The sequence below is a fragment of the Halorussus limi genome, from assembly GCF_023238205.1.
Taxonomy (GTDB): Archaea; Halobacteriota; Halobacteria; order Halobacteriales; family Haladaptataceae; genus Halorussus; species Halorussus limi.
This window is the reverse complement of record NZ_CP096659.1, coordinates 1399160-1425596: the sequence shown is the minus strand read 5'-3', so window position 1 is coordinate 1425596 and position 26437 is coordinate 1399160. Positions and strand designations below refer to the sequence as shown.

Below are 26437 nucleotides of genomic sequence, written 5' to 3'. Positions count from 1 at the left end.
TGCCTCGACCTCAGAGGTACTGCGCCAGTCCGGCGACCGCCTTGTTCTCGGCCCGCCGAAGGTGTTCCTCGACGGTGCGGCGCTCGACGCCCAACTCGTCGGCGATTTCGGCGGTGGTGGCGTCGCGCGGAATCCGGTAGTACCCCATCTCGACCGCGGTCACGAGGGCCTCGCGCTGGCGCGGCGAGAGGTCCGGAAGCGCCGAGTCGAGCGTGAGCAGCGGTCGGTCGGCCCGGACCGACGCCACCTCGCGCTTCGACTCGACGACGACCGGGAACTCGGCGGCCACGTCGCGGTAGAACGCGGTCAGGTTGGCCGAATCGAGCGCCAGCACGCGACACCACTTCCGGCCCTCGGCGTACCGGAGCGGCGGGACGAGCAGGCAGTCGTGGGCCGCCAGCGTCGCCTCGATGGGGTCGTCCTCCCGGGCCTTCAGACACTCGTCGGTGATGAGCAGGCGCTCGTCGCCCTCCGCGATTCGCTCGCGCACGCCCACGGCGTCCTCGACGTGCGCGACGACCGCCGCGCCGCCCTCGCCGCCGACGTGCAGGAGGTCGCAGTGGTCGTTGCACCAGAGTTCGACCGTCGTGTCGGTGCCCGCGGTGGCCGCCGCGTACGCGCCGGGGTGTTCGATTCCGAGGACCGCTTCGTGCATCTACCGGAGATGGGGGCGCGCCGGTACTTAAAACACCCTCCCTTAGGCGGTGTTCAGCTATTTGCGTCTCGCGCCCGAACGATACACCATGAGCGAAGGCCAACCGGAACCGACCGACGAAGAACGCGGCGACGCCGAGGCCGCCACCGAGGAGGCGGCCGAGGGCGCCGAGTGGAGCGTCGGCGAACCCAGCGACCAGTGGAAGGAGTACCGGGGCGCACCGACCGGCACCGACATCGAGTGCGAGGGGTGGCGCCAAGAGGCCGCGCTCCGCATGCTGAACAACAACCTCGACCCGGAGGTCGCCGAGAAACCCGAGGAACTGGTGGTCTACGGCGGCACCGGCCGGGCCGCGCGGTCGTGGGACGCCTACGACGCGATTCTGGCCGAGTTGCGCGAGTTGGGCGACGCCGAGACCCTGCTGGTCCAGTCCGGGAAACCGGTGGGTCGGTTCGAGACCCACGAGCGGGCGCCCCGCGTCCTCATCGCCAACTCCAACCTCGTCGGCAAGTGGGACAACTGGGACCACTTCCACGAGTTGGAGGCCGAGGGCCTCATCATGTACGGGCAGATGACCGCGGGGTCGTGGGCCTACATCGGCACGCAGGGCATCATTCAGGGGACCTACGAGACCCTCGCCGAACTCGCCGAACAGCACTACCCCGAGAACGACGGTCTCGAAGGCAAAATCGTCGTCACGGGCGGACTCGGCGGGATGGGCGGCGCCCAACCGCTCGCGGTCACGATGAACCACGGCGTCTGCATCGCGGCCGAGGTGGACGAGGAGCGCATCGACCGCCGCATCGAGACGGGGTACTGTCAGGAGAAGACCGACGACTTGGACGAGGCCATCGAGAAGGCCCGAGAGGCCGCGGAGGCCGGAGAGGCTTACTCGGTGGGCGTCCACGTGAACGCCGCCGACATGCTCGAAGGGATGCTGGAGCGAGGCTTCGTGCCCGACGTAGTGACCGACCAGACCAGCGCCCACGACGAGTTGGAGGGCTACTACCCCTCGGGCTACACCGTCGCGGAGGCCGACGAACTCCGCGAGGAGGACCCCGAGACCTACGTCGAGGAGAGTCTGGACACGATGGAGCGCCACGTACAGGGAATCCTCGACATGCAGGAGGAGGGCGCGGTCGCCTTCGAGTACGGGAACAACATCCGCGGACAGGTCGAGGACCACCGCGAGATGGAGGAGGCGTTCGACTACCCCGGGTTCGTCCCGGCGTACATCCGGCCGCTGTTCTGCCGCGGGAAGGGTCCGTTCCGGTGGGCCGCGCTCTCGGGCGACCCCGAAGACATCCGCCGAACCGACGAGGCGGTCAAGGAACTGTTCCCCGAGAAGGACCACCTCCACCGCTGGATAGACCTCGCGCAGGAGCGGGTCGAGTTTCAGGGCCTCCCGTCGCGGGTTTGCTGGCTGGGATACCAGTCCGGAGACGACCCAGATGGCCTCACCGAACGCGCCCGGTTCGCCCTCCGAATCAACGAACTCGTCGCCGAGGGCGAACTCTCGGCCCCGGTGGTCGTCACCCGCGACCACTTGGACGCCGGGAGCGTCGCCAGCCCCAATCGCGAGACCGAGGCGATGAGAGACGGAAGCGACGCGATTGCGGACTGGCCGATTCTGAACGCCCTCCTGAACTGCGCGGCCGGGGCCGACATCGTGTCGGTCCACGACGGCGGCGGGGTCGGCATCGGTAACGCGCTCCACGCGAACAACCACGTCGTGCTGGACGGGTCGGACCTCGCGGCCGAGAAGGCCCGGCGGGTGTTCACCACCGACCCCGGCACGGGCGTGATTCGCCACGCCGACGCCGGGTACGACGAGGCGCTCGCGGAGGCCGACGAATCGAACGTCGCCGTACCGATGCGGGACCGAGAATGACCGACTGCAGACACACCTTCGACTGGATGGGACCCTCAAACGACCACCACGACGAACAGTTCGGCCACGTGGTCGAACTCGCGAGTATCGACGACGCCGACCGCTTCGACGCCGTACTGGTCGGCGAACCGTTCGACCGGGCGGTCATCGGCCGGAAGGGCGCGAGCGAGGGACCGGCGGCCCTCCGCCAGCACCTCGCCGGCACCAAGACCCACCACTTCGATGCCGGGCCGGTCGGGTCGCTCGCCGACCTCGGCGACGTGACGCTGGGCGACACTGACCCGGACGAGCAGTCGGTCACCGACCTGCAATCGCGGGTCCGGACCATCGCGGAGCGCGTCCACGACACCGACGCCTTCCCCGTCTTCCTCGGCGGCGACAACTCGATGACCTACCCGAACGCCGCGCCCCTGCTGGAATCGGGCACGCTCGGCGTCGTCAACTTCGACGCCCACCTCGACGTGCGGGAGGTCCGGGAGGGCCGCGGACCGACCAGCGGGACGCCCTACCGGCAACTCTACGAGGACGGTCTCGACGCCTACGCCTGCGTCGGCGCGCGCCACTTCGAGACCTCCACCGACTACGCCGAGTACGTCCGCGAGCAGGGCGGCGAGGTAGTCACTGCAGAGGAGGTCGGAGACGACGAGGTGGCGGCGGCCGACCGCGCGCTCGACGCGATGGGCGACGTGGACCGCATCTACGTCAGCGTGGACTTGGACGTGCTCGACGCCTCGGCCGCGCCCGGCGTGAGCGCGCCCACGCCCGGCGGCATCACGACCCGGGAACTGTTCCGGACCCTGCGACTGCTCGGCAGCGAGGACCGCCTCGCCGGGTTCGAGGTCGTGGAGTGCGCGCCGGGACTCGAATCCGGCACCGCGAACCTGACCGCGACCGCCGGGGCGCGGGCCATCGCGCACCTGCTGAGCGCCCGGCCGAAGCGCGGGCGGAGCGACGGAGGCCGCGAGCGCGACGGAGACGGCGAAATAGGCGGGCGCGACGGGCGCACTTCGACGGGAGGGCGACGATGACGCTGACCGCGGTCGTCTACGACGCCGCCGAAATCGTCACGCTCGAAACGAGCGACGACGGGGCCGAGCGAGACGACGGAACGGCGAGCGGCGGCGACGGGAAGTTCGGCGGCGCCGAACGAGACGACGAGACCGCTGACCTCGGCATCTACGAGGACGCCGCCGTCGCCATCGAGGACGGCGAAGTCGCGCGGGTCGGTCCCTCCGGACCCGTGACCCGCGAGTTCCCGCCGGAGAACGCGGCCTACGCGGTCGACGCGACCGGGAAGTCCGTGATTCCGGGGTTCGTGGACCCCCACACCCACGCGCTGTTCGCGGGCGACCGGTCAGACGAGTTCGAGGCGAAGTTGCGCGGCAAGACCTACCAAGACATCATGGAGGAGGGCGGCGGCATCCTCCGGACCGTCCGGGCGACCCGCGAAACGGGGGACGAGCAACTGCTCGACGACCTGCTCGGCCACCTCGACACGATGCTGGCCCACGGGACGACGACCGTCGAGATAAAGTCGGGGTACGGTCTCGACGCCGAGACCGAACTCCGCATGCTGGAGGTCATCGACCGGGCCGACGACCGCCACGCGGTGGACGTGGTACCGACGTTCATGGGCGCTCACGCAGTCCCCGAAGGTCGAGAGACCGACGATTACGTCGCGGAGGTAGTGAACGACCAGATTCCGAAGGTCGAGTCACAGGGTATCGCGGAGTTCTGCGACGTGTTCTGCGAGGAGGGCGTCTTCGACGTCGAGCAGTCTCGCAGAGTCTTGGAGGCCGGGAAGGACGCCGGCCTGACGCCGAAGGTCCACGCCGAGGAGTTGGCACACATCGGCGGGACGCAGTTGGCCGCAGACGTCGGTGCCGCGAGCGCCGACCACCTGCTCCACTCCACGGAGGAGGACATCGAAGCGCTCGTGGAGAGCGACGTGGTGCCGGTCCTGCTGCCCGGCACGGCCTTCGGCCTCGGCGCGGCGTACGCCGACGCGCGGGCCTTCTTCGATGCGGGCGCGGACGTGGCGATAGCGACCGACTTCAACCCGAACTGCTACAGTCAGAGCATGGGATTCGCGGCCGCGCTGTCGTGCGTCGAGATGGGGATGACCCCCGCCGAGGCCCTCCGGGCCGCGACCACCAACGCGGCCGCCGCGCTCGACCTGCCCGAGTCGGTCGGGACCCTGCGCGAGGGGTCGCCCGGCGATTTGGCGATTTTGGACGCGCCGAGTTACGTCCACGTGCCGTACAACTTCGGCGTGAACGCGGTCGACACCGTCCTGAAGGGCGGGGAGGTGGTCCACCGTGGCTGAGTCGGGCGACGGCGCGGGGCCGGACGGCGGTTCGGACGACGGAGCGGTCGCGGCCGACGGCGAGAGCCTCGCGCCCGAGGACGTCGCGCGGGTGGCCCGCGAGGACGCGCCCGTGGTCGTGCCGGAGTCGGCCCGCGAACAAGTCCGGACCGCCCGCGAACGCGTCGAGGAAGTGGTCGAGAGCGGAGAGGCCGTCTACGGCGTGAACACCGGCTTCGGCGAACTCGTGGACGAGCGCATCCCGCGCGAGGACATCGAGCAGTTGCAGTTGAACCTGGTCAGGAGCCACGCCTCGGGCGCGGGCCGGGAGTTGGACCGCGAGGAGGTCCGGGCGCTCCTGCTCGGGCGACTCAACGCACTCGTGAAGGGCTACTCGGGCGTCCGAGAGGTCGTCGTGGACCACCTCGTGACGATGCTCGAGGAGGGCGTCCACCCCGTCGTGAAGTCACGGGGGAGCCTCGGCGCGAGCGGCGACCTCGCGCCGCTGGCGCACCTCGCGCTCGTGCTGGTCGGGGAGGGCGAAGCCGACGTGGAAATCGGGACCGACGACGGCGAACCGAGGACCGAGCGACTGCCGGGCGACGAGGCCCTCGCCGCGGCCGACCTCGAACCCCTGACGCTGCGAGCGAAGGAGGGTATCGCGCTCATCAACGGGACGCAGTTGACCGTCGGACTGGCGTCCTTGGCGGTCGTGGACGCCGAGCGCGCGGTCCGGGCCGCCGACGTCGCGGGCGCGCTCACGACCGAGGTGACGATGGGCACCACGGCGTCGGCCGACGACTCCATCGCTCGCGTCCGGCCCCATCAGGGCCACGCCGAGAGCGCCCGGAACGTCAAGTGCCTGACCGAGGACTCCGAAATCGTAGAGTCCCACCGCAACTGCGACCGAGTGCAGGACGCCTACTCGATTCGGTGTCTGCCGCAGGTCCACGGCGCGGTCCGGGACGCGATTCGACATCTCCGAGAGGCCGTCGAGGTCGAACTGAACAGCGCCACCGACAACCCGCTCATCTTCGACGCGGCCGACGCCGACGAGCGCGCGTCGGGCACCGAGAACGCCGCGGTCCTCTCGGGCGGCAACTTCCACGGCGACCCGCTGGCGCTCCCGCTCGACTACCTGACGAACGCGGTGACGGAGTTGGCGGCCATCTGCGAACGGCGGGTCGACAGGATGCTCAACCCGAACGTGCAGGAGCCACATCTGCCGCCGTTCCTGACCGAGGGGAGCGGTCTGCGCTCGGGGTACATGATAGCCCAGTACACCGCGGCGGCGCTCGTCAACGAGAATCGCGCGACCGGGCGACCCTCGATGGACAACACGCCGGTCAGCGGGAATCAGGAGGACCACGTCAGCATGAGCGCCCAGTCGGCGTTCGACGCCCGCGCGGCGGTGAAGAACGCGATTACCGTGGTCGGTATCGAACTGCTCTGCGGTGCGCAGGCCGCGGAGTTCGTTCGAGAAGACCTCGACCACGGCGTCGGCACCGGCGCGGCCTACGAGGCGGTCCGCGAGGTCGTGCCGCCGCTGGTCGAAGACCGGCCGCTCCACGAGGACATAGAGCGGGCCGACGCGCTCGTCGCGTCGGGATTACTGGCAAAACGAGTCGAAGCGGCGCTCGGCGAGTCGCTCGACTGAACCCGGAGCGAGTGTCCGAGCGTTCGCCGACCGCGCTCGCACCGGTCGACGGTCGCTCAGACCGGCCCGGCCGACCACTTCGTTCGGGTCGTCGTCTCCTCGGAGTCGTCGGCGTCCCGCGAGTCGCGCCCGCCGGACGCCGGGTCGTTTCGGTCTGAATCGCTCGCGGACGTTTCGCTCGCGTCGTCTTCCGCTGACGCCCGGAAGAGACCGTGTTCCTCGCAGTCGTACACGTCTCGGGCGACGTTCTCGCAGGTCCGAGCACACTCGGGGCACGAGCGGGTCGCCTCCTCGATTCCGGTGTCGGCGTCCATCTCGCGGTAGACCTCGCGCCACCCGGCGCTCGGCGACTCGCGCTCGTCAACCATCCTCCCACGCTCCGTCGGCGAGTCGGCGGTCGCCGACCCGCCCGTGACTCCTGCGCTCGCTGTTCTCCTCGGTCCCTGCTCTCTCGGCACTCTCGGTTTCCTCGTCGCTCGCCGTTTCTCCGTCGCTCGCTGCGTCCTCGTCGCCGGTCCGTCCGTCGCAACGGAAACACCCCTCGCGGAGTCGCGGGTCGGTGGTTTCGAGGCCGCACCGCTCGCACCGCCAGTAGCGGTGGTCGAGTTCGCCGTCGCTGTTCCTGCCGTCGTGCGGTCCGGTGACGCTCCCGGTACTTTCTTGTAACCGCGGCGTATTCGTAGCCATTGGGCTGCTCGTATTTGGGGCACGCCCAGCGTTCGGGTGCTGGTCCCACCCGGCGCGTTTCGAAGCGCGGTCGCTGGGCTACTCGTAGCGCTGTTCTCCTGTCGTTCGGTCGTCCCTTCTCTCCCACTCACCCCCGTAAGTCGGTTGTACGTCGATTCGCTCACGTCGAGCGGCCCGAGTCGCAGGCTACGCCTGCGGTTCGGGTTCGGTCTCGGCCTCGTCCGCCGAGTCAGCGTCGGCGGCGTCTGCCGAATCGGCTTCGGCGTCCGTCGAGTCGCCGGTAGCGGCGGAGTCGTCGTCGGCTTCACCGTCTGCGGAGTTACCGGCGCTCGGTTCGTCTTGGAGACTTTCGAGCGCCGAGATGACGGATTCGCGATAGCGGTCGAGCGGAATATCGTACTCCGACTCGGCCATCCGGGCGTACTCGTTCGTGTCGTCGTCGAACGCCTCGATGCGGTCGAGGGTCTGTTCGGCCGTCTCGACCACCCAGCGGTCGCGGGTGTCGGCGTCGACCCGCGTGATGGACTCGGGTCGCACGGAGACGTTGACGGTGCCGTCGTCGGTCTCGAACGTCCGCGGCTTGCCGGTGATGGCGACGTACGCGGGCGGTTCGAGTTCGCGGAGCATGCTCGCGGCCTCGGGTTGGTACTGGCCGGCGTAGACGAAGAACGGGTCGCCGTTCGGGTCCACGACGCGGCCCTGCCAGTACTCGCTGTCCTCGCCCACGTCTTCGGTCTCGGTCAGCGTACCGACGATGAAGATGCGGTTCGCTCGTGCGCCGGTCGGCAGCAGGACGTACACCGGGGCGCGCTCTTCGTCCGATTCCTTGAACGTGTGGGTCGCGTCGTTGAACTCGTCGGCGAACACGCGCCGGGCGACCTCTCGGGTGGGTATTCCGCTCATATCAGATCGACCTCGCTCGGATGAGAACGTCCTCGGTGTCTGTCGGCCCGGCGAGTTCCTCCATCTCGTTGACGAGGAGGTACCGGCCCATCGTCGGTCCGGCCACGCGGTAGTACAGTCCGAGGGTCTTCTCGCGCATCTCTTCGGCGACGACGGTCGTGTCGAGCGCGTCCATCGCCATGTCCTGTGCCTCCTGCAGACCGATTCCGGTCAGGTTCTCGGTCGCCTCCTTGTCGAAGATGACCTCGTGAACGTCCGTCCCGTCGTCGAGGACGCCCTTGATTCGGAGGTCGAACTCGCCCTCGACCTCGCCGTGTTCGGAACACCGCCCGTTCTGGAGGACGCGGGTACAGCCCTCCTCGGGGCAGCGTTTGATGAGCCCGGACCCGCTCTGGATGTCCACCAGCGCGCCGACGACCTCGGCGGTGTCGTCGCCGACCTCGATGTCCTCGTCGGCCTCCTCGACGGTCGTCGTGCGGTTGAGTTTCACCGAGTAGTCGCCCTGATACTCGTCGGAGACGAGGTTCCCGAGGTGGTAGACCGCTCCCTCCTCCAGTTCGGGGAGGTCGGAGTCGGCCCACTTGGTGAACTTGATGGTCCCCGTCTCGTCGCCGAGCAGGCCGACCTGCCCGACGGCGTCGCTCCGGGGGTCCCAGAGGTCTACGACCTTCGCGGTGAGGCTGAGCCACTGCTCGTCCTCGTTCACGTCTTCGACGTTCACCTTCTCGGAGCCACCGCCGCCGCTGCGGATGTCGTCGCGTTCGAGTCCCGCTTCGTCGAGGTAGTGGCTGACGACGCTCCGACGCGCCTCTTCGAGGGGCACGCGGTACTCGTTGACGAGGTTGTCGAGGCGGTCCTCGACCTCGTCGGCTGTCAGGTCTAAGTGTTCGGAGAACTGTTCGCGTATCTCTTCGGCGTGCTGGCGCACATCGCTCATGGTTGTATCCGTCTCCGCGTCGTTTTCTTCGGGAGACATGCGACAGGTTAGTGCGCTACAGTATAAAAACCTCGGTGTCCCCGGAGTGAAAGTGAAACTAGAGCCGTCGGCGCCTATCACGGCGGTTGTCGGCTATCGAGATTCGAGCGCCAGCGCGGCCCCGAGACCGACCAAAACCGACCCCGAGACCCACCGCAGACCGTCGGTGAGGCGGGGGCGAGTGCGGAACGCCGACCGGACCCCGCCCGAGAGCAGGCCGACCGCCACGAGATAGCACGCGGTCAGTGCGGCGTAGGTGCCACCGAGCGCCAGCATTTCGACGGTCGGGGTGGCCCCGGAACCCGCGCCCGACCCGACGAACTGCGGGAGGAAGGCGAGGAAGAACAGGGCAACCTTCGGGTTGAGGACGTTGACGGTCACGCCCCGGAGGTAGCCACCGCGGAGGTCCGAGTCGGTGGTGTCGCCGCTCGACTCACGGGCGTCGGCGTCGTCGCCGGACCCCGCGGAGGCGAGGTCGAGGTCGTTCCCTCGCCAGAGCGTCGTCGCGCCGAGATACAGGAGGTAAGCCGCCCCGGCGTACTTGACCGCCGCGTAGGCGAGCGCGGACGCCCGCAGGAGCGCCGCGAGGCCGAGCGCGGCCGCGGCCGTGTGGACGAGGACGCCCGTGCTGACCCCGAGCGCGGCGGCCACGCCCTCTCGCTTGCCCGCCGAGACGCCCTGCGTGAGGACGAACACGGTGTCGGGACCCGGCGTGAGGACCAGCGCCACCGCGGCCGTGACGAAGAGGAGGTAGCTCTGGAGGTCGATGGTCGGGAGCATTCGCGTAGTTCGGGCATCGAGCGTGGCGAGAATAAGCGTGGCGTTCCCGACACCGGGCGGCGAGAGCGCGATGCCGGCGCGACGCTTCCACTCGTCAGTACCCTCGCTGGTGCGGGAGTTGACTTCGGCAGACGGTCGTCGCGGCGTATCGACCGCGACCCGGTGGAACGACGAACAGACCTATTTCGTCCGGTCCCCAATACGCACCCAAATGGACGACCGCCTCGAAAGCTTCCTCCGGTCGAAAGTCCGGTCCGCCGGGCGGCAGGTCGCCGACGCCAAGCGGGCCTACGCCAACGCCCGACGGGCCGCCTTGGCCGACCTGCCCCAAGACGACGAGGGCAAGGCCAGAATCGTCTGTCGGCGGTACGCCGAGCGCCGGGCCGTCGAGTTGGACGCGGAGGGACGCCCGGCCTGCTTCGACCCCGACCACCCCGACTGCGAGGGGTGCGTGCGTGACCTGCGCGACGGCCGCATCGAAACGTGGTAGCGATGTCGGGTCCCGACTCCGAGGGCGGACTCGCCGAACCTCTCGACCGACCGCTCGTGGCACTCGTGATGGCCGGCGGCACCGGAACGCGCCTCTACCCCGCCAGCAGGTCCGACCGACCGAAGCAGTTCCTGTCGCTGGGCGACGTGACCGGCGGCGAGTCGCTGCTCTCCCGGACCGTCTCGCGCGTCGGTTTCGCCGACGAAATCTACGTCTCGACCGGTGAAGACCACGCCGAGAAGGTGCGCGAGACGGTCCCGGAGGCGGGCGTCCTCGTGGAACCCGAGGCCAAGGACACCGGTCCGGCGCTGGTGTACGCGGCCCACCGCGTGCGGGAGCAGGTCGGCGAGTGCGTCCTGTTGTGCGTGCCGAGCGACCACCTCGTCGCGGGCGAGTTCGCGTCGAGCGCCGAACGAGCGGCCCGGACCGCAGTCGAAACAGAGGGGCTGGTCGCGTTCGGCGTCGAACCGACGCGGCCCGCCACGGGATACGGCTACATCGAGCCGAGCGATTCGGAGGCCGAGAGAGCCGAAATCGAGCGGTTCAGAGAGAAGCCTGACCGCGAGACCGCCGAGCGATTCGTGGAGGAGGGTTTCTACTGGAACGCCGGACTGTTCGCGTGGACGCCCGAAAGCCTGCTTCGGGAGACACGCGACTCGCCGCTCGGACCGCTCGTCGCGGCGCTCGACGAGGGCGACCCCGAGCGCGGATTCGCCGAAATCGAGGGCGTCAGCATCGACTACGCCGTCATGGAGCGCACCGACGACGCCTACGTCGTGCCCGCCGACTTCGAGTGGGACGACGTGGGCGCGTGGGACGCGATAGAGCGCGTGGTCGGGACCGACGACGACGGGAACGCGATTCTGGGCGACGGCCTGACCGTCGACGCCGCGGACAACGTCGTCGCGGCCGACGACGAGACTCACGTCAGTTTGGTAGGCGTCGAGGGCTTGGTCGTCGCGGCCTACGGCGACCGGGTGCTGGTCGCGCCGAAAGACGAGGCCCAGCGCGTGCGAGAGGTCGTGGCAGAACTGCGCGAGCAGGGCCGGTTCTGAGTCGAGACGGCCGTCCGAACTTTTGTCGTGAGCGTCGTAGGTTCGTCGTCATGGCCGATACGCCAGACGGCGACATCGTGGAAGAGACCGACGACTACGTCCACGTCCGGTTCCGCGACCCCGACGAGTTCGACACGATTCGGACGCCCGACTGGGCCGAGAACGCCGCCGGCGACGTGGCCGAGGGCGCGGAGGTCCGGACCGGGAAACTGAAAGACGAGGACGACTGGCTGGTCGAGAGCGTCCTGATTCCGGCCGGGACCGACGAGGACGAAGCGAGAGAGGAGGCCGAGCGAATAGTCGAGAAAATCGAGTCGTGAACGCGGGCCTCGCGGGGACGGTTCACCCGCCGTCTGGGTGCGCCGACTACCGCTCTGGGTCGGCCGCGAGGACGTCGCAGTAGTGGACGGTCGTATCGCCGTGCCCGAACTTCTTGGTGACTCGCTCGCCGGTTCTGACCGAGAGGGCGCGGTCGAAAATCGGTCCGTCGTGGACGAAGGTGTGGAACTCGCCGTTCTCGCCGCAGGGGTCCACGTCGTCGGGCAGGTCGGCGAGGAAGTCGGCGTCGAACCGGCGGCCGGCGAAGGAGGCGTCGAGCGCCTCGTCGTCGACCGCCACCACGGTGGCCGCGAAGGCGTCGGCGAACTCGCGGGCGACCTCCTCGGTGTCCCGGCCCCAGATAGGCCAGTAGCCCTCGATTTCGGCGTCGGCCAGTCGCCGCTCGCGGTACGCCCGCACGTCTTCCAGATAGAGGTCGGCGAAGGCGATGCGTTCGACGCCCCGGCGCTCGTAGTCGGCCGTGGTCTCTTCCATTACCCGCTCGTACTCGTCGTTCGAGGCGTCCTCCGGAAGTCGGACGAAGCGTATCGGGAGTCCGAGCGCGGCGGCCTGTCGCTCGTAGAGGTCGCGTCGAACGCCGTGCATGCTGGTGCGGCCGGTCGCGTCCGAGACGGTGGTCAGGAGTTCGACCACCTCGGCGCGCGGGTCGGCGTCGCTCGACCCGCCCTCGTTCTCGCTCGACTCGGACGCTCCCATCTTCCAGAGCGCGTAGCTGGCGTCCTTGCCACCGCTCCACGACAGGACCGTGACCGGGGCGTCTGCGGTCGCCACGGTTCAGCTTCGGAGTCGGCCGCCGTCCACGGGCACGGCCGCGCCGTTGACGAAACTCGCGCGTTCGCTGGAGAGGAAGGCCACGGTGTCCCCGAGTTCGCGGGGTTGGCCCACGCGGTCCAGCGGGATGTCGTCGGCCCACGAGGCCAGCCCCTCGTCGTAGGTGTCGTACTCGCCGCGTTCGACCGCGGCCTCCACGAGTTCCTGAATCCGCGGGGTCTCGTGAGCGCCGGGGAGGACCGCGTTCACCCGAATCTCGGGCGCGAACTCGCGGGCCTGGGTCTTCATCAGGCCGATGACGCCGCGACGGACCGCGTTCGAGAGGACGAGACCGTCGATGGCCTCCCGGACGCTGGTGGAGGTGACGTTGACCACGGTGCCCGCGTCGCTCTCCGCGAGGTGCGGGTGGGCGGCCTTCGTCAACCAGACGGCACTCATCACGAGCAGGTCGTAGGCCTCGTACCAGTCGCGCTCGGTCGTGTCGAGGAACGGCCCGCTCGGGGGACCGCCCGCCGAGGTGACGACGTGGTCGAGACCGCCGAACTCCTCGACGGTGGCGTCGACCAGCGCCTCGATTTCGTCGGGGTCGGTGATGTCGGTCGGGACCGCGACCACGTCGCCGTCGCCCGCCGCGTCTATCTCCGCTCTGGCGTCCTCCAACTGCTCCTCGCCGCGGGCACAGAGCGCGACGTTCGCGCCTTCGGCCGCGAGCGCCTTCGCGGAGGCCCGACCGAGACCGCTCGAACTCGCCGTTACCAGTGCCGAGTTACCGTCTAATCCGAGGTCCATGTCCGGTGGTTCGGAGGCCGCGGTAAAAGGTCTCGGGGTGGCGGCTATCTGCGCCGCGCCGCGCTTCCGTCCTCGGGAACGTCCCGTCTCGCGTCACCGCCGTAACGTGACGAGAACAACCTCCGTAACCGTCGAGAGTGCTGTCGTTACGGGTCGAGAACGGCCGTCGTTACGCGTCGACGCGGTCGGTCGTCTCGCCGCGGGGACGGCCGTATCGGGCCGCGAGTTCGTCCAGTTCGGCGGCGTAGCGCGCGTCGAGACGCTCGACCTCGCGGCGGCCCTCGTCGGTGAGGACCCAGTCGGTCACGCGGGCGTCGTCCGACGTTCGGGCGTAGGCCGCCGGGACCTCTGCCGCGCCGTCGGCGTCGAGCGGTCCCAAGTCGAATCGGGAGTCGCGCAGTTCCGACGCCGCGAGGTCCTCTACGCGCCGGACGAGACCTTTCTCCGCGAGTTGCGAGAAGGTCCGTCGTATCGTCGACTTCCTGACGGTCGCGCCGGCGGCCCCTTTCGGGCCGATGTTGGCGTAGTCTCCGCGTTCGATGACCGCCGCCACGTCGTCCAGCACGCCGCTGACGGTCGTCGGCGCGGAGCGCTCGGGGTCCTCGCCCGTCATGTGGTGGAGGATGGTGCGCTCGACGTGACCGCTCGTCCGCAACGCCTCGTCGCCGGGCGGTTCCGCTGCACCGGGAGTTTCCGTATCGTTTTCCATGCCAGATGTTACGTAGTTGCGTTACATTAGGCGTTGGGGACGTTACGTAACCAATCACACGGTGAACGGCAGGCGAGAAGTAGACCGGCGGGGCCGACCGCTGGAAGGGTATGGAACAGCGCTACAGGCGCAGAACTGACCGCTGATCACGCCTCTCGGCTGACTTCCCGCGATTTCCGGACCGTCACCGCGCCGTCGGTCGTGACGCCGATAAGCAGGTCCTCGTGGACCTCGCGGCCCGACACGGCGTCTCCGGCCTCGTCGCTCACGCGCTTCATCAGTTCGGGCGCGGCGTGGTTGACCTTCACGCCCGCCTCGTCGCAGGCGTCGTAGACGCGCGAGGGAACGTCGTAGAGGTCGGTTCCCGTCTCGACCACGACCCGGACCGGAGCGCGGAGCGCCTCGGCGAACGCGACCGTCTCGCGCGACTTCCGGACGTTCTCGCGGGCGCTGGCTTCGACGCTGGAGACGTTGGCGCGCGAGGTGCCGAGTCGGTCGGCGATGGTCGCCTGCGCGACCCCGCGCTCGCGCAGCGCCAGCACTTCGGCCTGTCTGCGAGTCAAGACGCTGGTCTCGGCGTCGAACCCCGCGCGGTCGAGAATCTCGTCCACGTCGTACTCCTCGCTCACGGGGTATCACCCGCTGGCGGCGGACCGATTTCCGAGTGGCGTGCGCTCATGGTCGTGGGTACGCGCTCGGCAGGAAAAAACCCGCGGCGACGACCGCTCGGAACTCGCCGCGACGAGTGCCCGGCAATCGGAGAAACGACCGGCCGCCGAACCGCAGCGGAGACGCGTTGTTGGGACTGTCCACCCCGCCGCTGCTGGCCGCCGACCCCGCAGTTAGCTCCCCCAGAAGTTGTCGCGGCTTCCGAGTTCCGGCCGCGTCGGCCCGTCGTCGGTGCCGCCGTCGTCGTCGTCGTCGGAGCCGTCGGCCGACTCGGCGTCAGTCTCGATCTCGTCGGTTTCGACGTCGTCGTCCATCGGCAGGCGTTCGACTTCCTCGCCCTCCGCGTGGTTGCCGTGGACGTTCGTGACGCGGACCTTCGCGCGGGCCTCGGGCAGGACGCCGTCGACCATGACGATGAACCCGTCGTCGGTGCGACCCACGCCGGCGCCGCTCTCGTGGATGTCCTCCACGTCCACGACGACTTCCTCGCCCGGTTGGACGGGCGCGGTCTTGAGTTCCGAAATCGGTTGGCTGTAGTGTTGACACCACTCGGCCCCGCCGCGGTCGCCGTAGTGTTGACAACCCATTCCTTCGATACGTTCCTGAAAACTCGGGCACTCTTCGGCGAGTGGACAGTCCGGCATGGATGTGGGTACTGGCCGGTCTACCTAAACCTTTACGTACCGGCCCAACCTCCCCTTTCAACCGTTTGCTTCACTCCGTCGGGCCGGAAGTCACTCGCCGGCGACGAGGAACGTCTTGCCGCCCTTGCGTTCGAGGTGAACGTCGGCCACGTCCGGGAACCACTCGCCGACGTACTCGTTCACGCGGTCGGTCTCGACGCCCGAGACGTCGAGTACCGTCCTGTCGGTGTCGTCGGCCGTCCGTTCTCCGCGGGCGAACTGGGCTATCATATCAGGGAGTTGTCCGCCGACAGGTATGAATGTGAGCCGTCCGGAGCGAAAGTGAAACTGACGGCAAGCGCCGCGGTGAGGATTCTCTCCCCGACTCGCCCGAAGCCTCAGATGTAGTAGGCCGCGAAATACGTCAGGAGGGCGAGGAGGACGAACGGGATGACGTGCAGTCCGAGCGCGATGGTCTGGAGGAACAGGTTGTCCGGCCACGGCGAGAAGAACAGGAGGAACACCGTGAAGAACAACAGGATGAACAGCGGGATGATGTTCACCGAGATGTCCAGCAGCGTCTCGCGGTTGAACACGGGATGGGGCATGTCGTCGGAGACACGGCCCGGACGAGTATAACGGCGTTGGCCGCCTCGCGGTCGGCTACCGTCGTCGCGACGGCGGGTCAGTCGTACAACAGTTGCTCGACCTGCGTCTCCCGGCGGGCCACGTCGAAGTGAGGGTCGAGTCGCGCGTCCGCGCCGAGTCGGTTCAACACGAGTAGCGGGTCCGCGCCGCCGCGTTCGACACGCTCCAGCAGGGCCGCGATTTCGCTCCGGTAGAGCGCCAGCGAGTCGAGGAGACCGACCGCGAGCGCCATCGCGACGCCGGCGTCGCCGTCGGGGAAGGCGTCGCTGATAGCCGAGAAATCGGGCGAGTCCGGGGCCTCGTCGTCGGTCGGTTCGAGCGCCAGACAGCGCGTACAGACGGCGACGCGCTCGCTCGCGTCGGGCAGATACTCGCGGAGGTCGGCCGGAACGGCGAACCGTAACTGCTCGCTCCCGCACGCGGAACAGGTCATACCGGAGGGTAGACGCGAGCGGTCAAAAGCGTAGGTGGAGCGAAACGAGCGTCGGAAACGGAAAGAGAACCGGTCAGTCGTCGGCGGTGACAGTTTCGGCGGCTTCCTCGGCCTCGGCCGCGGCGGCCTCGCGCTCTTCTTTCTCCTCTTGCTCTTTCTTGGCCTTGATCTTCTTGAGCCGGAATATCTCCTCGCGCTCCTGCTCTTCGAGTTTCTGCTCGATGTACTCCTGGTTCTCCTTGAGTTCGGGTAGAAGCTTGAACTCCAGCGCGTTGACGCGGCGCTTGGTGGTCTCGATTTCGGTCAGCATCTTCTTCATCGCGGTCTCGACCTCCGCGGCGAGGATGATGCTCTCGAGCAGTTCCTCGTAGGCCTCGGCGGCCTCGTCGATGCGCGCACTGGTCCCGAGGACGCCGTATCCTCGCTCGTCCAGACCCTTCCGGACCTTCGAGGACTCGATCTGAGGGACGACGACGCCCATGATGTTCTTCGACTCGGTGGTGATTTCGGGGTGCTCCTTGAGCGCGGCCGCCGCGCCGCGGACGGCCACGTCGCCCTCCATCGCGCGAGCCATGTTGATCTTCTGCTGGGCGAGTTCGTAGTCATCTTCGAGGCCCGAGCGCACGTCCTGCGCCTGGTCGAGGATGTCCATGAACTCCATGATGAGACCGTCACGCTTCTTCTCCAGCGTGTCGTGACCCCGCTCGGAGAGCTGGATGCGATCTTCGATCTGCATCAAGTTCTTCCGAGTGGGTTTGACGTCCTTGGCCATCTTAGGGGGAGTTTGTGGCTCGAAGGGGTTAACCTTTTACAGTCTGGGTCGGTCGAGCGGACGCTAACTACCGAAACGCCGGTCGTATGCCGAGGTTATCGTCTCATCTTCCAAACAATAGGGCGACCGGCGCGTCGAGCGTCGCCACTCTGCGTTCGGAGGCGCCGTCGGAAAAAGAAAATCCGAAACCCGAGCGTCGTCAGTCCGCCGCGACTTCTTCGGCTTCTTCGGCGTGGTAGTACTTCTCGATGAGCTCCTCGTCGATACGGTTGAGCGCCTCCTTCGGCAGCATGCTCAGGAGGTCCCAGCCGATGTCGAGGGTCTCGTCGATGTCGCGGTTCGTGTCGAAGCCCTGGTCGACGAAGTCCGTCTCGAATCGGTCGGCGAAGTCGAGGTACTTGTTGTCGCGCTCGCTCAGGGCCTCGCGGCCGACGATGTTCACGAGGTCGCGCAGGTCCTTCCCCTCCGCGTACGCGGCGAACAGCTGGTCGGCGACGTCGCCGTGGTCCTCGCGGGTGAACCCTTCGCCGATACCGTCGTCCATCAGCCGCGACAGGCTCGGCGAGACGTTGATCGGCGGCTGAATGCCCTGACTGTTGAGGCCGCGGTCGATGTAGATCTGTCCCTCGGTGATGTAACCGGTCAGGTCCGGAATCGGGTGGGTGTCGTCGTCGCCCGGCATCGTGAGGATGGGAATCTGGGTGACGGAGCCGGCCCGGCCCTCGATACGACCTGCGCGCTCGTAGAGTTGCGCGAGGTCGGTGTACATGTACCCGGGGTATCCGCGTCGGCCCGGCACCTCTTCGCGGGCCGCACCGATTTCGCGCAGGGCCTCACAGTAGTTGGTCATGTCCGTGAGGATGACCAGAACGTGGTAGCCCTTGTCGAACGCGAGGTACTCCGCGGTGGTCAGCGCGAGGCGCGGCGTGACCGTCCGCTCGACGGCGGGGTCGTCCGCGAGGTTCATGAAGACGACCGAGCGCTCGAGCGCGCCCGTCCGCTCGAAGTCCTCCATGAACTCGTTGGCCTCCTCGGCCGTGATGCCCATCGCCCCGAAGACCACTGCGAACTCGGAGCCGTCGTCGTCCTCGCTCGCCTCGTCTTCCTCCGGCACGGTCGCCTGTCGCGCGATCTGGAGCGCGAGTTCGTTGTGCGGAAGCCCGGACCCGGAGAAGATGGGGAGCTTCTGACCGCGGACCAGCGTGTTCATGCCGTCGATGGCGGAGACGCCGGTCTGGATGAACTCCTCGGGGTACTCGCGGGCGGTCGGGTTGATGGCCGCGCCGACGATGTCGTCACGCCGGTCCGGGACGATTTCCGGGCCGCCGTCGATGGGGTTGCCGGAACCGTCGAGGACGCGACCGAGGAGGTCCTCGGTGACGGGCATCTTCATCGTCTCGCCCAGGAACCGGACCGAACTCTTGGTGTCGATACCTTCGGTCCCCTCGAACACCTGAATCGAGACGAGTCCGTCGCTCGATTCGAGGACCTGTCCTCGCTTGGTGTCGCCGTTCGGCGTCTCGATTTCGACGATCTCGTCGTATCCGATAGGTTCGTCTACCTCGGCGAACACCAGCGGACCGCTGATTTCCGTGATGGTTTGGTACTCTTTCATCGTTCTAGTAGAGCTCTCGGAGCTGTTCTTTGATGTCGTCTTCGAGGTCGGCGACGAACTCGTCGGCTTCGTCGTCGGGAGTCGTCGCGATGCGGTTCAGCCGAGGCGCGGCGTCGATGTCGGTGATCTCTTCGACCGGAACGCCAGCGTCGAGGGCCTCGAACGCCTCGTCGTTGTACGTCCGAATCGCGCCCATGATGAGGTAGGACTTCTCGGGCGGACAGTTGGTGTCCACGTCGTGAAGCGCGTTCTGCTGGAGGAACGCCTCGCGGATGTACCGCGCGACTTCGAGCGTGAGCTGCTGGTCCTCCGGCAGCGCGTCCTTGCCGACGAGCTGGACGATTTCCTGCAGTTCGTCCTCCTCGTCGAGCACGTCGACCGCCCACTGGCGCTGTTCGGGCCAGTCCTCGGCGACGTTCTCTTCGAACCACGGGTCGAGCTGTTCCTTGTACAGCGAGTACGACTCGTTCCAGTTGATCGACGGGAAGTGACGACGCTCGGCGAGGTCCGCGTCGAGCGCCCAGAAGGTCTTGACGATACGCAGGGTGTTCTGGGTGACGGGTTCCGAGAAGTCACCGCCCGGCGGCGAGACTGCGCCGACCACAGTCACCGAACCCTCGGTGTCGTTGATGTTGTCGAAGTAACCGGCGCGCTCGTAGAACTCCGAGAGGCGCGCGGCGAGGTAGGCGGGGTAGCCCTCTTCGCCGGGCATCTCTTCGAGGCGCGAGGAAATCTCGCGCATGGCCTCGGCCCACCGCGAGGTGGAGTCGGCCATCAGTGCGACGTCGTACCCCATGTCGCGGTAGAACTCCGCGATGGTGATGCCCGTGTACACGCAGGATTCGCGCGCCGCGACCGGCATGTTCGACGTGTTGGCGATGAGGCAGGTCCGGGACATCAGCGGCTTCCCGGTGACCGGGTCCTCCAGTTGCGGGAAGTCGTCGATGACCTCGGTCATCTCGTTACCGCGCTCGCCGCAACCGATGTAGACGACGATGTCGGCGTCGGCCCACTTCGCGAGTTGCTGCTGGGTCACGGTCTTGCCGGAACCGAACGGTCCCGGAATCGCCGCGGTTCCGCCCTTCGCCAGCGGGAACAGGCCGTCCTGCACGCGCTGGCCCGTCACGAGCGGCGTACGGGGCGTCTTCTTGTCTGCGGAGGGCCGGGCCTCGCGGACCGGCCACTCCTGGCGCATCGAAATCTCTTCGCCGTTGTCGAGTTCGACGATGGTCTCCTCGACGTTGTGGTCGCCGCTCTTGACGTTGACGACTTCGCCGCCCTCGGAGTCGGGCGGGACCATCACTTTGTGGTCGATGCTCTCGGTCTCGGGCACGATGCCGAGGATGTCGCCGGGTTCGACGTGGTCGCCGGGTTCGACCTCGGGCGTGAACTCCCACATCTTCTCGAGGTCGATACCGGGTGCGTCCACACCGCGGTCGAGGAACGCGCCCATCTTGTCCTCGAGGACCGTCAGGGGGCGCTGGACGCCGTCGTAGATGGAGTCCAGCATGCCGGGACCCAGGTCGACGGACAGGGGTTCGCCCGTGTTCTCGACCGGTTCGCCCGGCGCGACGTTCGAGGTCTCCTCGTAGACCTGAATCGTCGTCAGGTTCCCTTCGATCTCGATGACCTCGCCCATCAGCCCTTCTTCGCCGACGTACACCACGTCGTTCATCCGGGCGTCGAGGTCAGTGGCGGTCACGACCGGTCCACTTACGCTCTCGATGACGCCGTCCTCTCGAACGGTGTCGGTTTCAGTTGCTTGGCTCATTCGTTGTCACCTTGTTCGTCTTCGTCCATAAGGTCGATACCGATTGCACGCTTTATCTTGTCGCGCAGTCCGCCGCTCCCCGCGCCGCCGCCGATGGAGACCATCGTCGGTTCGACGCTCGTCTCGACCTCCTGTCGGACCTTCCGGGACAGGTAGTCGAGGTCCTCGTCGTGCATCACGACGATGCCGACCTCGTCGTCGTCGAGAACGCGGGAGACCGCGTCGTCGAGTTCCGTCTCCTTCTCGTCTTCCGGGACGTTCTCGAACTTCCGGACGCCGGCGAGGCGGAACCCGGTGGTGAACTCCGGACTGCCGACGACGGCGATTTCCTGGCTCATAGAATCACCAGTTCGTTCTCGATTTCGTCCTCGCTCAGTCCGGCCTCGCGGCCGCGAGCGATGGCGCGGATGTTGTCGACTTCCCGCTCCTTGGCCAGCACGTAGGCCAGCACCGGACAGATCGACAGCGGGAAGACGTGCGAGAGGTGGTCGGAGTACTCCAGCAGTGCAGCGTCTAGAGCGTGCTCGAAGCCGATGAGGCTGTCGGCCCGCTCCAGTTCGTCGAGCGCCGCCGAGAGGTCCTCGCCGTACGTGCTGTCGCGGATGAACGTGACGAGTTCGTCCACGCCCGAGGAGAGTTGCGATAGCTCCGACGCGCGGAACAGTTCGCCGCCTTCGATGAAGTAGTCCGCGGGGTCGAGGTCCGCACCGCTGCGCGCGATGCGGAGCGCGTTGCGCGCGTTCCGGAAGTCGATTTCGGCCTGCAGGAACTCGACGTACAACTGGGTCGCGCGGTTGTCCGTCTCCGTGACCCCGCTCATGAGGCCCTCGTAGTACGTGCGGTCGACCGCGTTCTCCAGCGGAATCAGCACGCCGGTCGCGTCGTAGTCCTCGTACGCCTCGGCGAGCGCATCGCCGTAGCGCGTGTTGTCGAGCATCTCGACTGCGTCTTCGATGGACGCCGCTTCGACCAGTCGTTCGAGGAACTGCCGGTCGAACTCACCGGCGTAGATGAGGTCCTCCTCAACGGCCTCGCTGTCTGCGTCCGAGTAGATTCCCCGAACGACCGTCTTGATGTTCCACGCGTCGAACTTCCGGAGGTATCGTGCGACGAACTCGTACAACTCCCCGTCGGCCCACCGGAGCAGGTCGTTGAAGTGCTTGGCGAGATTTCGGTTGAGGGCGTGTTCGATGAGGTCCACGCCGTCGTATCGGGAGCCGAGCGCGTTGACTTCGCTCTCGTACTCGGTCTCCTCCATGTAGCGGGCGATCTCGCCGGGACCCATCCGAATGAGCTTTCGGTAATCCTCGTCGTCGAACAGCGCCGCTCGCCGGGCCTGTACCCGAGCGGTGACGTATTCGTAGTTCGAGGTTCCTTCCGTCTTTGGTACGCTCATTGCTCGAAGAGGCGTTTACTGATGTCCTGAAGGTTGTCCTCCCAGACCTCCTCCAGCACGGAGTCGAACGTGTTGTTCACGCGAAGCCGAGACTGCTCGCTCTCGACCACGACGCCGCCGAGACAGTCGTACTCTCCGGCGTACTCGTAGCCGTCGTAGTCGGCCACGATGTCGGTCAACAACTCGTCGTCCTCGGGCTTGCCGTAGACGTGGACGGTGTCGCCGTCGTCGAACTCTTCGCTGGCGGCGTCGAGGAGTTCGCGGGTCAACTCCTCGCGCTGGTCGCCTTCGAGTTCGGCGATGCGCTCCTCGACGGACGACCGAACGTCCTGTAGCACGTCTCGGCGCGCTTCGAGGCGCTTCTGCTTGGCTTCCAACTTCGCGCTGGAGAGCTTCTGCTCGCGCTCTTGGGCGATTGTCTGTTCGGTTTCGCGTTCTTGCTCCGCGAGAATCTCCTCGACGTCGCTCTCGGCCTCGGAGATAATTTCCTCTGCGCGCTCGTCGCCCTCGGAACGAATTTCCTTCGCGCGCTCGCGGGCCTCGTTTCGAATATCCTCAACTACCGTGTCCAGACTCATTGATGAAGAGGGAAAGGGTGCGTTTAACCGACGATGAACACGACGACCAGCGCCAGGATGACGAGCGTCTCGGGCAGGACCGTCATGATGAGGCCCGTACCGAAGAGCGACTCGTCCTCCGCGATGGCACCGATAGCCGCGCTACCGATACCGCGCTCGGCGTAGCCCGCACCGAGGGCCGCGAGACCGACTGCGAGGGCGGCGGCGGCGGATGCCGGGATGGCGGGTTCGGCTGCGGCAGCGCCTTCTTGAGCGAGCGGTACGACGGCGTTCACAAACGCAAAGAGCATTTCGTACATGGTTTCGGATTTTCCGTGGCTCTCGTAACCGGACAGTCGTATTTCCCGCTACTGTGGTCATAAAGCTTCCCAAAAGAGTTGGAGAGCAGGCCGACTCAGACCAACCAGATCGGAGTTTGTGCTACCAAATGCCAAACGAAACGGAGCAAATCGGAGACGCTCTCAGCCGAGTCGGATCGGTGAGAAGAGGGTCGGCGCTTAGTCCTGCGTGGTGTACGACCGGTCGTGACCGAACGGTTCGTACTCCTCGCCGCCGCCCTCGTAGAACTTGCCGAAGAACTCGACGTACTCGAGACGGACCGCCTGCAGACCGGCGCTCGTGATACCGAGCGCCAGTACGAGCAGGTGGCCGATGACGAGGACGAGGAGCCCACCGACGAGTCCGGCGATGCCCGAGTGAGCGAGGCCGGGGAACATGATGCTCGTGACCTCGTGACCGTGGGACATGTCTCCGACGTGGGGCATGTGGCCGAGTCCGAAGTGCCACGCGGCGTGTTCGCCCTCACCGGTGACGTACACGCCGAAGAACAGGAGGTTGACCACGAAGGCCATTCCCGCCTTGGCGAGCAGCACCGCGGCGATCCGGGTGTAGGAGAGGGCGTCCGAGAGGACGCTCAGACTCTCCAGTACGCCGATGACGAGACCGGGACCGCCGAGGTGCTTGACCTCGCTCGCGACGTAGAGCAGGAGGCCGACTCCGCCGATTGCGAGACCGAGGGTCCCGATTTCGGGCGAGAAGCCGCTGAAGCCGAGCGCGAACGGCTCACCGTCGAACGCGGTGAACAGGAAGTCCGGCTTCTTACTGCTGGCCTGCGTGCTGAAGATCCACGTCCAGATGCCCGCGAACAGCAGGACCCACGATCCGCTTTCGAGAACCGCGTCGACGGGGTCGTGTGCGAGGTTCTCCACGAAGTCGAAGACGTATCCGACCGTCATGTGGAGCAGGCCGGCGAGGATGGAGATTACCATCCACGACAGCGCGTACTCGGCTTCGATCGGCTGGAGACCCTTGTGAATCGGCGGGTGGCCGCCCCACAGGTACTCGCCGACGAGGTGTAAGCCGAAGATCTCGCCGTACAGGATACCGAACAGCGCCGTGAAGCCGCCCGCCCACAGCGCGATGCCGCCCAGACTCTTGAGCGCCGGATTGTCGAAGGAACTGTAGAGCCAGTAGCCGATGCCCAGATACAGGAGTCCGTACCCGAGGTCACCGATCATGAACCCGAAGAACGCCGGGAACGTCAGGAACAGGACTACCGTCGGGTCGAACTCGAAGTACTTCGGCCGGTTGATGGTCTCGACCAGCAGTTCGAAGGGCTTGACCGCGCCGGGGTTGTCCTGCACGACCGGCGGCTGGTCGCCGTCCATCGTGGTGCCGCCGTCGGCGGCGACCTCGTTCGCGTCGGGGTCCTCGGGACCGTGAGCCTCGTGAGCGTCGTACGAGGCGCGTTCGAGTTCGTCGACCTCGACGCGGTCGCCGACCGATTCGCCGAGCGCGGTGGTGAGTTCGGTGTAGCGCTCGGTCGGAATCCAGCCCTCGGCGACGAAGGCGTTCTCGGTCGTCGCGAAGTTGAGCGGCGCTTCGGCCTTCTGGACGTCGATGGTCAGCTTCTCCTCGGCCGCCAGCAGGAAGCCGGCGGTGTCGAGTTTGACGTTCTCGATCTCGTTCTCGACGCTGTCGAGTTCGGATTCGAGTTTCTGGCGCTCGTGTTCGAGTTCCTCGACGTACTCTTGGGGGCTCCCCTCGGCGTCGGGAACGTCCAGCGAGGCGAAGTCGACGCCGACGAGCAGTTCGTCGAGCGCGTCTTCGTCGGCGCTGTCCGCGGGGTACGCGAAGACTGCGACCGTGTTCTCGCCCGAGAACGTGCCGAACTCCCGGATGGTGTCGGCGTCGGCGAGTGCGTCGCGGACCGCCGCTTCGTCGGCCTCACCGACCGCGACCTGCAGGGTCTCGTAGCCCGAGAGCAGGTCGAGGTCGATGCCGAGGTCCGCGAACGGTTTCACGGAATCGAGTCGCTCTTCGACGCTGCGGAGGTCGTCTTCCAGTTCGCTCCGGCGGTCGTCGAGTTCGTTGACGTCCTCGCGGACCGACTGGAGTTCGTCTTCGAGCGCCTCGTCGGTGACGATGCGACTCGGTCCGGCGTCGTCCTCGTCGATGTCGAGGATGCTTTCGAGCGACCGGACGGTGACGAGCTTCTCGGAGGCGTCGTCGGCCCCCTCGATGGGGTCGCCCTGCTCGAAGCCCTCCCACGAGCCGTCGTACCCGGAGAGGTGAACCAGATTCAGCTCGTGGACGGTCTCGATGACGTCGTCCATGACGGCGCGCGACCCCGTCACGGACACCTTGCTCATTCGTTCAGGTCTGAGCATGCACCGCCTCCTCGAACAGGTCTACCACGTAGTCGGTTACTTCCTCCTCGTTCTCTCGCGCCCGCGATTCGAGTTTCTCACGCTCGTCCTCGCCCTCGGCGAGGACCTCTTCGCGCTCGGCCTCGATTTCCTCGCGGGCCTCGGCGAGACGCTCCTCGTGAACGGTGGAGGCCTCCTCCTCGGCTTCGCGGCGGAGTTGCTCCGCCTCTTCCCGAGCGTCGGAGATGCGCTGTTCGCGCTCCTCCTCGGCCTCGGCGACGATGTCGTCGGCCTCTTGTTCGGCCTCCTTGATTCGTTCGAGAACCTCTGGCCTCGGCATACTAATCACGCGAAAGTTGCAGAAGCGCGTATATACTACTTGCGGAACGACCTTTTCCGCCGACCGCACCGCGAGCGGCGCGGCCCCGCGAAAGCTCCACCAGAACGCGGGAGTCGTCACGCCGCCCACTGCACCGGTTTTGGTCCACTCTCGGTTTTCGTACGTCACTGCGTTCCTCGTTCGCGATACGATTCGGATACCTCTCTCACGGTGATAGGTTCCGTTACGCGACCAACTCGAATAGCAGGATTATTTGGCCGGCGGTACGAACTGTCGGGCAATGGGTATCCTCGAAGACAAGAGCCGGGCCCGGCTCTTCTACAAGTACCTCTCGAAGGTGTACGACACCGTCAACCCGTTCATCTGGAACGAGGAGATGCGAGACGAGGCGCTGGCGATGCTCGACGTAGCGGAGGGCGACCGAGTGCTTGACGTGGGGTGTGGTACCGGGTTCGCTACCGAAGGACTCCTCGAACACACCCAGAACGTCCACGGCCTCGACCAGAGCGTTCACCAACTGGAGAAGGCGTGGGACAAACTCGGCAAGCACGACCCCGTCAGCTTCTACCGCGGGGACGCCGAGCGCCTGCCGTTCGAGGACGACAGCTTCGACGTCGTGTGGTCCTCCGGGTCCATCGAGTACTGGCCGAACCCGGTCGTCGCCCTGCGAGACATGCGCCGCGTCGTCAAGCCCGGCGGGCAAGTTCTCGTCGTCGGCCCGAACTATCCCAAGTCGTCGGTGATGCAGAAAGTCGCCGACGCAATCATGCTGTTCTACGACCGAGAGGAGGCCGACCGCATGTTCCGCGAGGCGGGCTACACCGACATCCGCCACCGGGAGATGGGTCCGAACTACGACCCGGACATCGCTATCACGACCGTCGCACGCGACCCAGTGGACGAGTAAACAGACGCTACTCTTCTCAGTTCACTCAGT

Annotated in this window: 31 protein-coding genes; 8 read left to right on the top strand and 23 right to left on the bottom strand. The window is 67.0% G+C overall.

Features of this window, described 5'->3' with window-relative positions:
- Positions 1 to 10 precede the first annotated feature (10 nt).
- Entirely contained in the window at positions 11 to 655 is a 645-nt protein-coding gene (locus M0R89_RS07315; protein ID WP_248651898.1) for a helix-turn-helix domain-containing protein, read from the bottom strand.
- Positions 656 to 743: 88 nt separating this feature from the next.
- Here M0R89_RS07315 and hutU point away from each other — a divergent pair, with 88 nt between their 5' ends.
- Genes hutU through hutH form a run of 4 tightly spaced genes read left to right on the top strand, consistent with a single transcriptional unit; the run spans position 744 to position 6508 of the window.
- Positions 744 to 2546, top strand: coding sequence for a urocanate hydratase (gene hutU, locus M0R89_RS07310; protein ID WP_248651897.1), 1803 nt, complete (start codon positions 744 to 746; stop codon positions 2544 to 2546).
- Entirely contained in the window at positions 2543 to 3574 is a 1032-nt protein-coding gene (gene hutG, locus M0R89_RS07305) for a formimidoylglutamase (RefSeq protein ID WP_248651896.1), read from the top strand. The genes hutU and hutG overlap by 4 nt, the downstream gene beginning before the upstream one ends.
- Positions 3571 to 4872, top strand: a complete 1302-nt coding sequence (hutI, locus tag M0R89_RS07300; protein WP_248651895.1) for an imidazolonepropionase — start codon at positions 3571 to 3573, stop codon at positions 4870 to 4872. The genes hutG and hutI overlap by 4 nt, the downstream gene beginning before the upstream one ends.
- The gene (hutH, locus tag M0R89_RS07295; RefSeq protein ID WP_256478528.1) at positions 4865 to 6508 is read left to right on the top strand and encodes a histidine ammonia-lyase; all 1644 of its coding nucleotides are present in this window, start codon (positions 4865 to 4867) and stop codon (positions 6506 to 6508) included. Before hutI ends, hutH begins: the two co-directional genes overlap by 8 nt.
- A gap of 56 nt (positions 6509 to 6564) precedes the next feature.
- Here the strand turns inward: hutH and M0R89_RS07290 are convergent, their stop codons facing one another.
- From M0R89_RS07290 to M0R89_RS07270, 5 genes are all read right to left on the bottom strand, one after another.
- Positions 6565 to 6876: a hypothetical protein gene (locus tag M0R89_RS07290; protein ID WP_248651894.1), complete on the bottom strand. Its 312-nt coding sequence runs from the start codon at positions 6874 to 6876 to the stop codon at positions 6565 to 6567.
- Entirely contained in the window at positions 6869 to 7195 is a 327-nt protein-coding gene (locus tag M0R89_RS07285; RefSeq protein WP_248651893.1) for a DUF8118 domain-containing protein, read from the bottom strand. Before M0R89_RS07285 ends, M0R89_RS07290 begins: the two co-directional genes overlap by 8 nt.
- Before the next feature lie 186 nt (positions 7196 to 7381).
- Entirely contained in the window at positions 7382 to 8098 is a 717-nt protein-coding gene (locus tag M0R89_RS07280) for an RPA family protein (RefSeq protein ID WP_248651892.1), read from the bottom strand.
- Position 8099: 1 nt separating this feature from the next.
- Complete coding sequence (locus M0R89_RS07275) at positions 8100 to 9035, bottom strand: replication factor A (protein WP_248652243.1); 936 nt, start codon at positions 9033 to 9035, stop codon at positions 8100 to 8102.
- 132 nt (positions 9036 to 9167) lie between these two features.
- Positions 9168 to 9854: a LysE family translocator gene (locus M0R89_RS07270; RefSeq protein ID WP_248651891.1), complete on the bottom strand. Its 687-nt coding sequence runs from the start codon at positions 9852 to 9854 to the stop codon at positions 9168 to 9170.
- A gap of 211 nt (positions 9855 to 10065) precedes the next feature.
- Here M0R89_RS07270 and M0R89_RS07265 point away from each other — a divergent pair, with 211 nt between their 5' ends.
- From M0R89_RS07265 to M0R89_RS07255, 3 genes are read left to right on the top strand one after another with little or no spacing between them, the layout of a single operon-like run.
- Positions 10066 to 10344 carry a DUF7091 family protein gene (locus tag M0R89_RS07265; protein ID WP_248651890.1) on the top strand — a complete coding sequence of 93 codons (279 nt, stop codon included), beginning with the start codon at positions 10066 to 10068 and terminating at the stop codon, positions 10342 to 10344.
- Between the two features lie 2 nt (positions 10345 to 10346).
- On the top strand, positions 10347 to 11399 hold the full coding sequence (locus M0R89_RS07260) for a mannose-1-phosphate guanylyltransferase (protein WP_248651889.1): 1053 nt from the start codon (positions 10347 to 10349) through the stop codon (positions 11397 to 11399).
- 50 nt (positions 11400 to 11449) lie between these two features.
- A complete protein-coding gene (locus M0R89_RS07255; protein ID WP_248651888.1) occupies positions 11450 to 11719 on the top strand; it encodes a hypothetical protein in 270 nt (89 codons plus the stop codon).
- Positions 11720 to 11765: 46 nt separating this feature from the next.
- Here M0R89_RS07255 and M0R89_RS07250 read toward each other — a convergent pair whose 3' ends face one another.
- From M0R89_RS07250 to ahaH, 17 genes are all read right to left on the bottom strand, one after another.
- Entirely contained in the window at positions 11766 to 12509 is a 744-nt protein-coding gene (locus M0R89_RS07250) for a Dph6-related ATP pyrophosphatase (RefSeq protein WP_248651887.1), read from the bottom strand.
- A gap of 3 nt (positions 12510 to 12512) precedes the next feature.
- Positions 12513 to 13298 (bottom strand): SDR family oxidoreductase, encoded by a 786-nt coding sequence (locus M0R89_RS07245; RefSeq protein ID WP_248651886.1) that lies wholly within the window; start codon positions 13296 to 13298, stop codon positions 12513 to 12515.
- A gap of 169 nt (positions 13299 to 13467) precedes the next feature.
- Positions 13468 to 14007: a hypothetical protein gene (locus tag M0R89_RS07240; RefSeq protein ID WP_248651885.1), complete on the bottom strand. Its 540-nt coding sequence runs from the start codon at positions 14005 to 14007 to the stop codon at positions 13468 to 13470.
- 146 nt (positions 14008 to 14153) lie between these two features.
- The gene (locus tag M0R89_RS07235) at positions 14154 to 14636 is read right to left on the bottom strand and encodes a Tfx family DNA-binding protein (RefSeq protein WP_248651884.1); all 483 of its coding nucleotides are present in this window, start codon (positions 14634 to 14636) and stop codon (positions 14154 to 14156) included.
- Between the two features lie 213 nt (positions 14637 to 14849).
- Positions 14850 to 15320: a TRAM domain-containing protein gene (locus M0R89_RS07230; RefSeq protein ID WP_248651883.1), complete on the bottom strand. Its 471-nt coding sequence runs from the start codon at positions 15318 to 15320 to the stop codon at positions 14850 to 14852.
- Between the two features lie 90 nt (positions 15321 to 15410).
- Positions 15411 to 15590, bottom strand: a complete 180-nt coding sequence (locus tag M0R89_RS07225) for a hypothetical protein (RefSeq protein WP_248651882.1) — start codon at positions 15588 to 15590, stop codon at positions 15411 to 15413.
- Between the two features lie 107 nt (positions 15591 to 15697).
- Positions 15698 to 15907, bottom strand: coding sequence for a DUF6684 family protein (locus M0R89_RS07220; protein WP_248651881.1), 210 nt, complete (start codon positions 15905 to 15907; stop codon positions 15698 to 15700).
- A 77-nt stretch (positions 15908 to 15984) separates the two neighbouring features.
- Positions 15985 to 16380, bottom strand: a complete 396-nt coding sequence (locus M0R89_RS07215) for a DUF6276 family protein (protein ID WP_248651880.1) — start codon at positions 16378 to 16380, stop codon at positions 15985 to 15987.
- A gap of 73 nt (positions 16381 to 16453) precedes the next feature.
- Complete coding sequence (locus M0R89_RS07210) at positions 16454 to 17152, bottom strand: V-type ATP synthase subunit D (RefSeq protein WP_248651879.1); 699 nt, start codon at positions 17150 to 17152, stop codon at positions 16454 to 16456.
- A 199-nt stretch (positions 17153 to 17351) separates the two neighbouring features.
- Positions 17352 to 18767, bottom strand: a complete 1416-nt coding sequence (locus tag M0R89_RS07205) for an ATP synthase subunit B (RefSeq protein WP_248651878.1) — start codon at positions 18765 to 18767, stop codon at positions 17352 to 17354.
- Positions 18768 to 18771: 4 nt separating this feature from the next.
- Positions 18772 to 20538 carry an ATP synthase subunit A gene (locus M0R89_RS07200; RefSeq protein ID WP_248651877.1) on the bottom strand — a complete coding sequence of 589 codons (1767 nt, stop codon included), beginning with the start codon at positions 20536 to 20538 and terminating at the stop codon, positions 18772 to 18774.
- Entirely contained in the window at positions 20535 to 20876 is a 342-nt protein-coding gene (locus M0R89_RS07195) for a V-type ATP synthase subunit F (protein ID WP_248651876.1), read from the bottom strand. The genes M0R89_RS07200 and M0R89_RS07195 overlap by 4 nt, the downstream gene beginning before the upstream one ends.
- Entirely contained in the window at positions 20873 to 21934 is a 1062-nt protein-coding gene (locus tag M0R89_RS07190) for a V-type ATP synthase subunit C (RefSeq protein WP_248651875.1), read from the bottom strand. The genes M0R89_RS07195 and M0R89_RS07190 overlap by 4 nt, the downstream gene beginning before the upstream one ends.
- Positions 21931 to 22512, bottom strand: a complete 582-nt coding sequence (locus tag M0R89_RS07185; RefSeq protein ID WP_248651874.1) for a V-type ATP synthase subunit E — start codon at positions 22510 to 22512, stop codon at positions 21931 to 21933. The genes M0R89_RS07190 and M0R89_RS07185 overlap by 4 nt, the downstream gene beginning before the upstream one ends.
- A gap of 23 nt (positions 22513 to 22535) precedes the next feature.
- The gene (locus M0R89_RS07180) at positions 22536 to 22811 is read right to left on the bottom strand and encodes an ATP synthase subunit C-like protein (protein ID WP_248651873.1); all 276 of its coding nucleotides are present in this window, start codon (positions 22809 to 22811) and stop codon (positions 22536 to 22538) included.
- 198 nt (positions 22812 to 23009) lie between these two features.
- The gene (locus M0R89_RS07175; RefSeq protein WP_248651872.1) at positions 23010 to 25181 is read right to left on the bottom strand and encodes a V-type ATP synthase subunit I; all 2172 of its coding nucleotides are present in this window, start codon (positions 25179 to 25181) and stop codon (positions 23010 to 23012) included.
- Positions 25168 to 25500, bottom strand: a complete 333-nt coding sequence (gene ahaH / locus M0R89_RS07170) for an ATP synthase archaeal subunit H (RefSeq protein WP_248651871.1) — start codon at positions 25498 to 25500, stop codon at positions 25168 to 25170. Before ahaH ends, M0R89_RS07175 begins: the two co-directional genes overlap by 14 nt.
- A gap of 280 nt (positions 25501 to 25780) precedes the next feature.
- On the opposite strand from ahaH, the gene M0R89_RS07165 reads away from it, so the two are divergent.
- Positions 25781 to 26407 carry a methyltransferase domain-containing protein gene (locus M0R89_RS07165; RefSeq protein ID WP_248651870.1) on the top strand — a complete coding sequence of 209 codons (627 nt, stop codon included), beginning with the start codon at positions 25781 to 25783 and terminating at the stop codon, positions 26405 to 26407.
- Positions 26408 to 26437 lie beyond the last annotated feature (30 nt).

Coding starts and splice junctions, on each gene's coding strand:
- ahaH (WP_248651871.1), bottom strand. CDS start 25,500: ATGCCGAGGCCAGAGGTTCTCGAACGAATCAAGGAGGCCGAACAAGAG.
- M0R89_RS07275 (WP_248652243.1), bottom strand. CDS start 9,035: ATGAGCGATGTGCGCCAGCACGCCGAAGAGATACGCGAACAGTTCTCC.
- M0R89_RS07260 (WP_248651889.1), top strand. CDS start 10,347: ATGTCGGGTCCCGACTCCGAGGGCGGACTCGCCGAACCTCTCGACCGA.
- M0R89_RS07215 (WP_248651880.1), bottom strand. CDS start 16,380: ATGACCTGTTCCGCGTGCGGGAGCGAGCAGTTACGGTTCGCCGTTCCG.
- M0R89_RS07265 (WP_248651890.1), top strand. CDS start 10,066: ATGGACGACCGCCTCGAAAGCTTCCTCCGGTCGAAAGTCCGGTCCGCC.
- M0R89_RS07195 (WP_248651876.1), bottom strand. CDS start 20,876: ATGAGCCAGGAAATCGCCGTCGTCGGCAGTCCGGAGTTCACCACCGGG.
- M0R89_RS07180 (WP_248651873.1), bottom strand. CDS start 22,811: ATGTACGAAATGCTCTTTGCGTTTGTGAACGCCGTCGTACCGCTCGCT.
- M0R89_RS07205 (WP_248651878.1), bottom strand. CDS start 18,767: ATGAAAGAGTACCAAACCATCACGGAAATCAGCGGTCCGCTGGTGTTC.
- M0R89_RS07200 (WP_248651877.1), bottom strand. CDS start 20,538: ATGAGCCAAGCAACTGAAACCGACACCGTTCGAGAGGACGGCGTCATC.
- M0R89_RS07245 (WP_248651886.1), bottom strand. CDS start 13,298: ATGGACCTCGGATTAGACGGTAACTCGGCACTGGTAACGGCGAGTTCG.
- M0R89_RS07225 (WP_248651882.1), bottom strand. CDS start 15,590: ATGATAGCCCAGTTCGCCCGCGGAGAACGGACGGCCGACGACACCGAC.
- M0R89_RS07165 (WP_248651870.1), top strand. CDS start 25,781: ATGGGTATCCTCGAAGACAAGAGCCGGGCCCGGCTCTTCTACAAGTAC.
- M0R89_RS07315 (WP_248651898.1), bottom strand. CDS start 655: ATGCACGAAGCGGTCCTCGGAATCGAACACCCCGGCGCGTACGCGGCG.
- hutG (WP_248651896.1), top strand. CDS start 2,543: ATGACCGACTGCAGACACACCTTCGACTGGATGGGACCCTCAAACGAC.
- M0R89_RS07210 (WP_248651879.1), bottom strand. CDS start 17,152: ATGGCCAAGGACGTCAAACCCACTCGGAAGAACTTGATGCAGATCGAA.
- M0R89_RS07290 (WP_248651894.1), bottom strand. CDS start 6,876: ATGGTTGACGAGCGCGAGTCGCCGAGCGCCGGGTGGCGCGAGGTCTAC.
- hutU (WP_248651897.1), top strand. CDS start 744: ATGAGCGAAGGCCAACCGGAACCGACCGACGAAGAACGCGGCGACGCC.
- M0R89_RS07185 (WP_248651874.1), bottom strand. CDS start 22,512: ATGAGTCTGGACACGGTAGTTGAGGATATTCGAAACGAGGCCCGCGAG.
- M0R89_RS07280 (WP_248651892.1), bottom strand. CDS start 8,098: ATGAGCGGAATACCCACCCGAGAGGTCGCCCGGCGCGTGTTCGCCGAC.
- M0R89_RS07255 (WP_248651888.1), top strand. CDS start 11,450: ATGGCCGATACGCCAGACGGCGACATCGTGGAAGAGACCGACGACTAC.
- M0R89_RS07220 (WP_248651881.1), bottom strand. CDS start 15,907: ATGCCCCATCCCGTGTTCAACCGCGAGACGCTGCTGGACATCTCGGTG.
- M0R89_RS07230 (WP_248651883.1), bottom strand. CDS start 15,320: ATGCCGGACTGTCCACTCGCCGAAGAGTGCCCGAGTTTTCAGGAACGT.
- hutI (WP_248651895.1), top strand. CDS start 3,571: ATGACGCTGACCGCGGTCGTCTACGACGCCGCCGAAATCGTCACGCTC.
- M0R89_RS07175 (WP_248651872.1), bottom strand. CDS start 25,181: ATGCTCAGACCTGAACGAATGAGCAAGGTGTCCGTGACGGGGTCGCGC.
- M0R89_RS07285 (WP_248651893.1), bottom strand. CDS start 7,195: ATGGCTACGAATACGCCGCGGTTACAAGAAAGTACCGGGAGCGTCACC.
- M0R89_RS07240 (WP_248651885.1), bottom strand. CDS start 14,007: ATGGAAAACGATACGGAAACTCCCGGTGCAGCGGAACCGCCCGGCGAC.
- M0R89_RS07190 (WP_248651875.1), bottom strand. CDS start 21,934: ATGAGCGTACCAAAGACGGAAGGAACCTCGAACTACGAATACGTCACC.
- M0R89_RS07270 (WP_248651891.1), bottom strand. CDS start 9,854: ATGCTCCCGACCATCGACCTCCAGAGCTACCTCCTCTTCGTCACGGCC.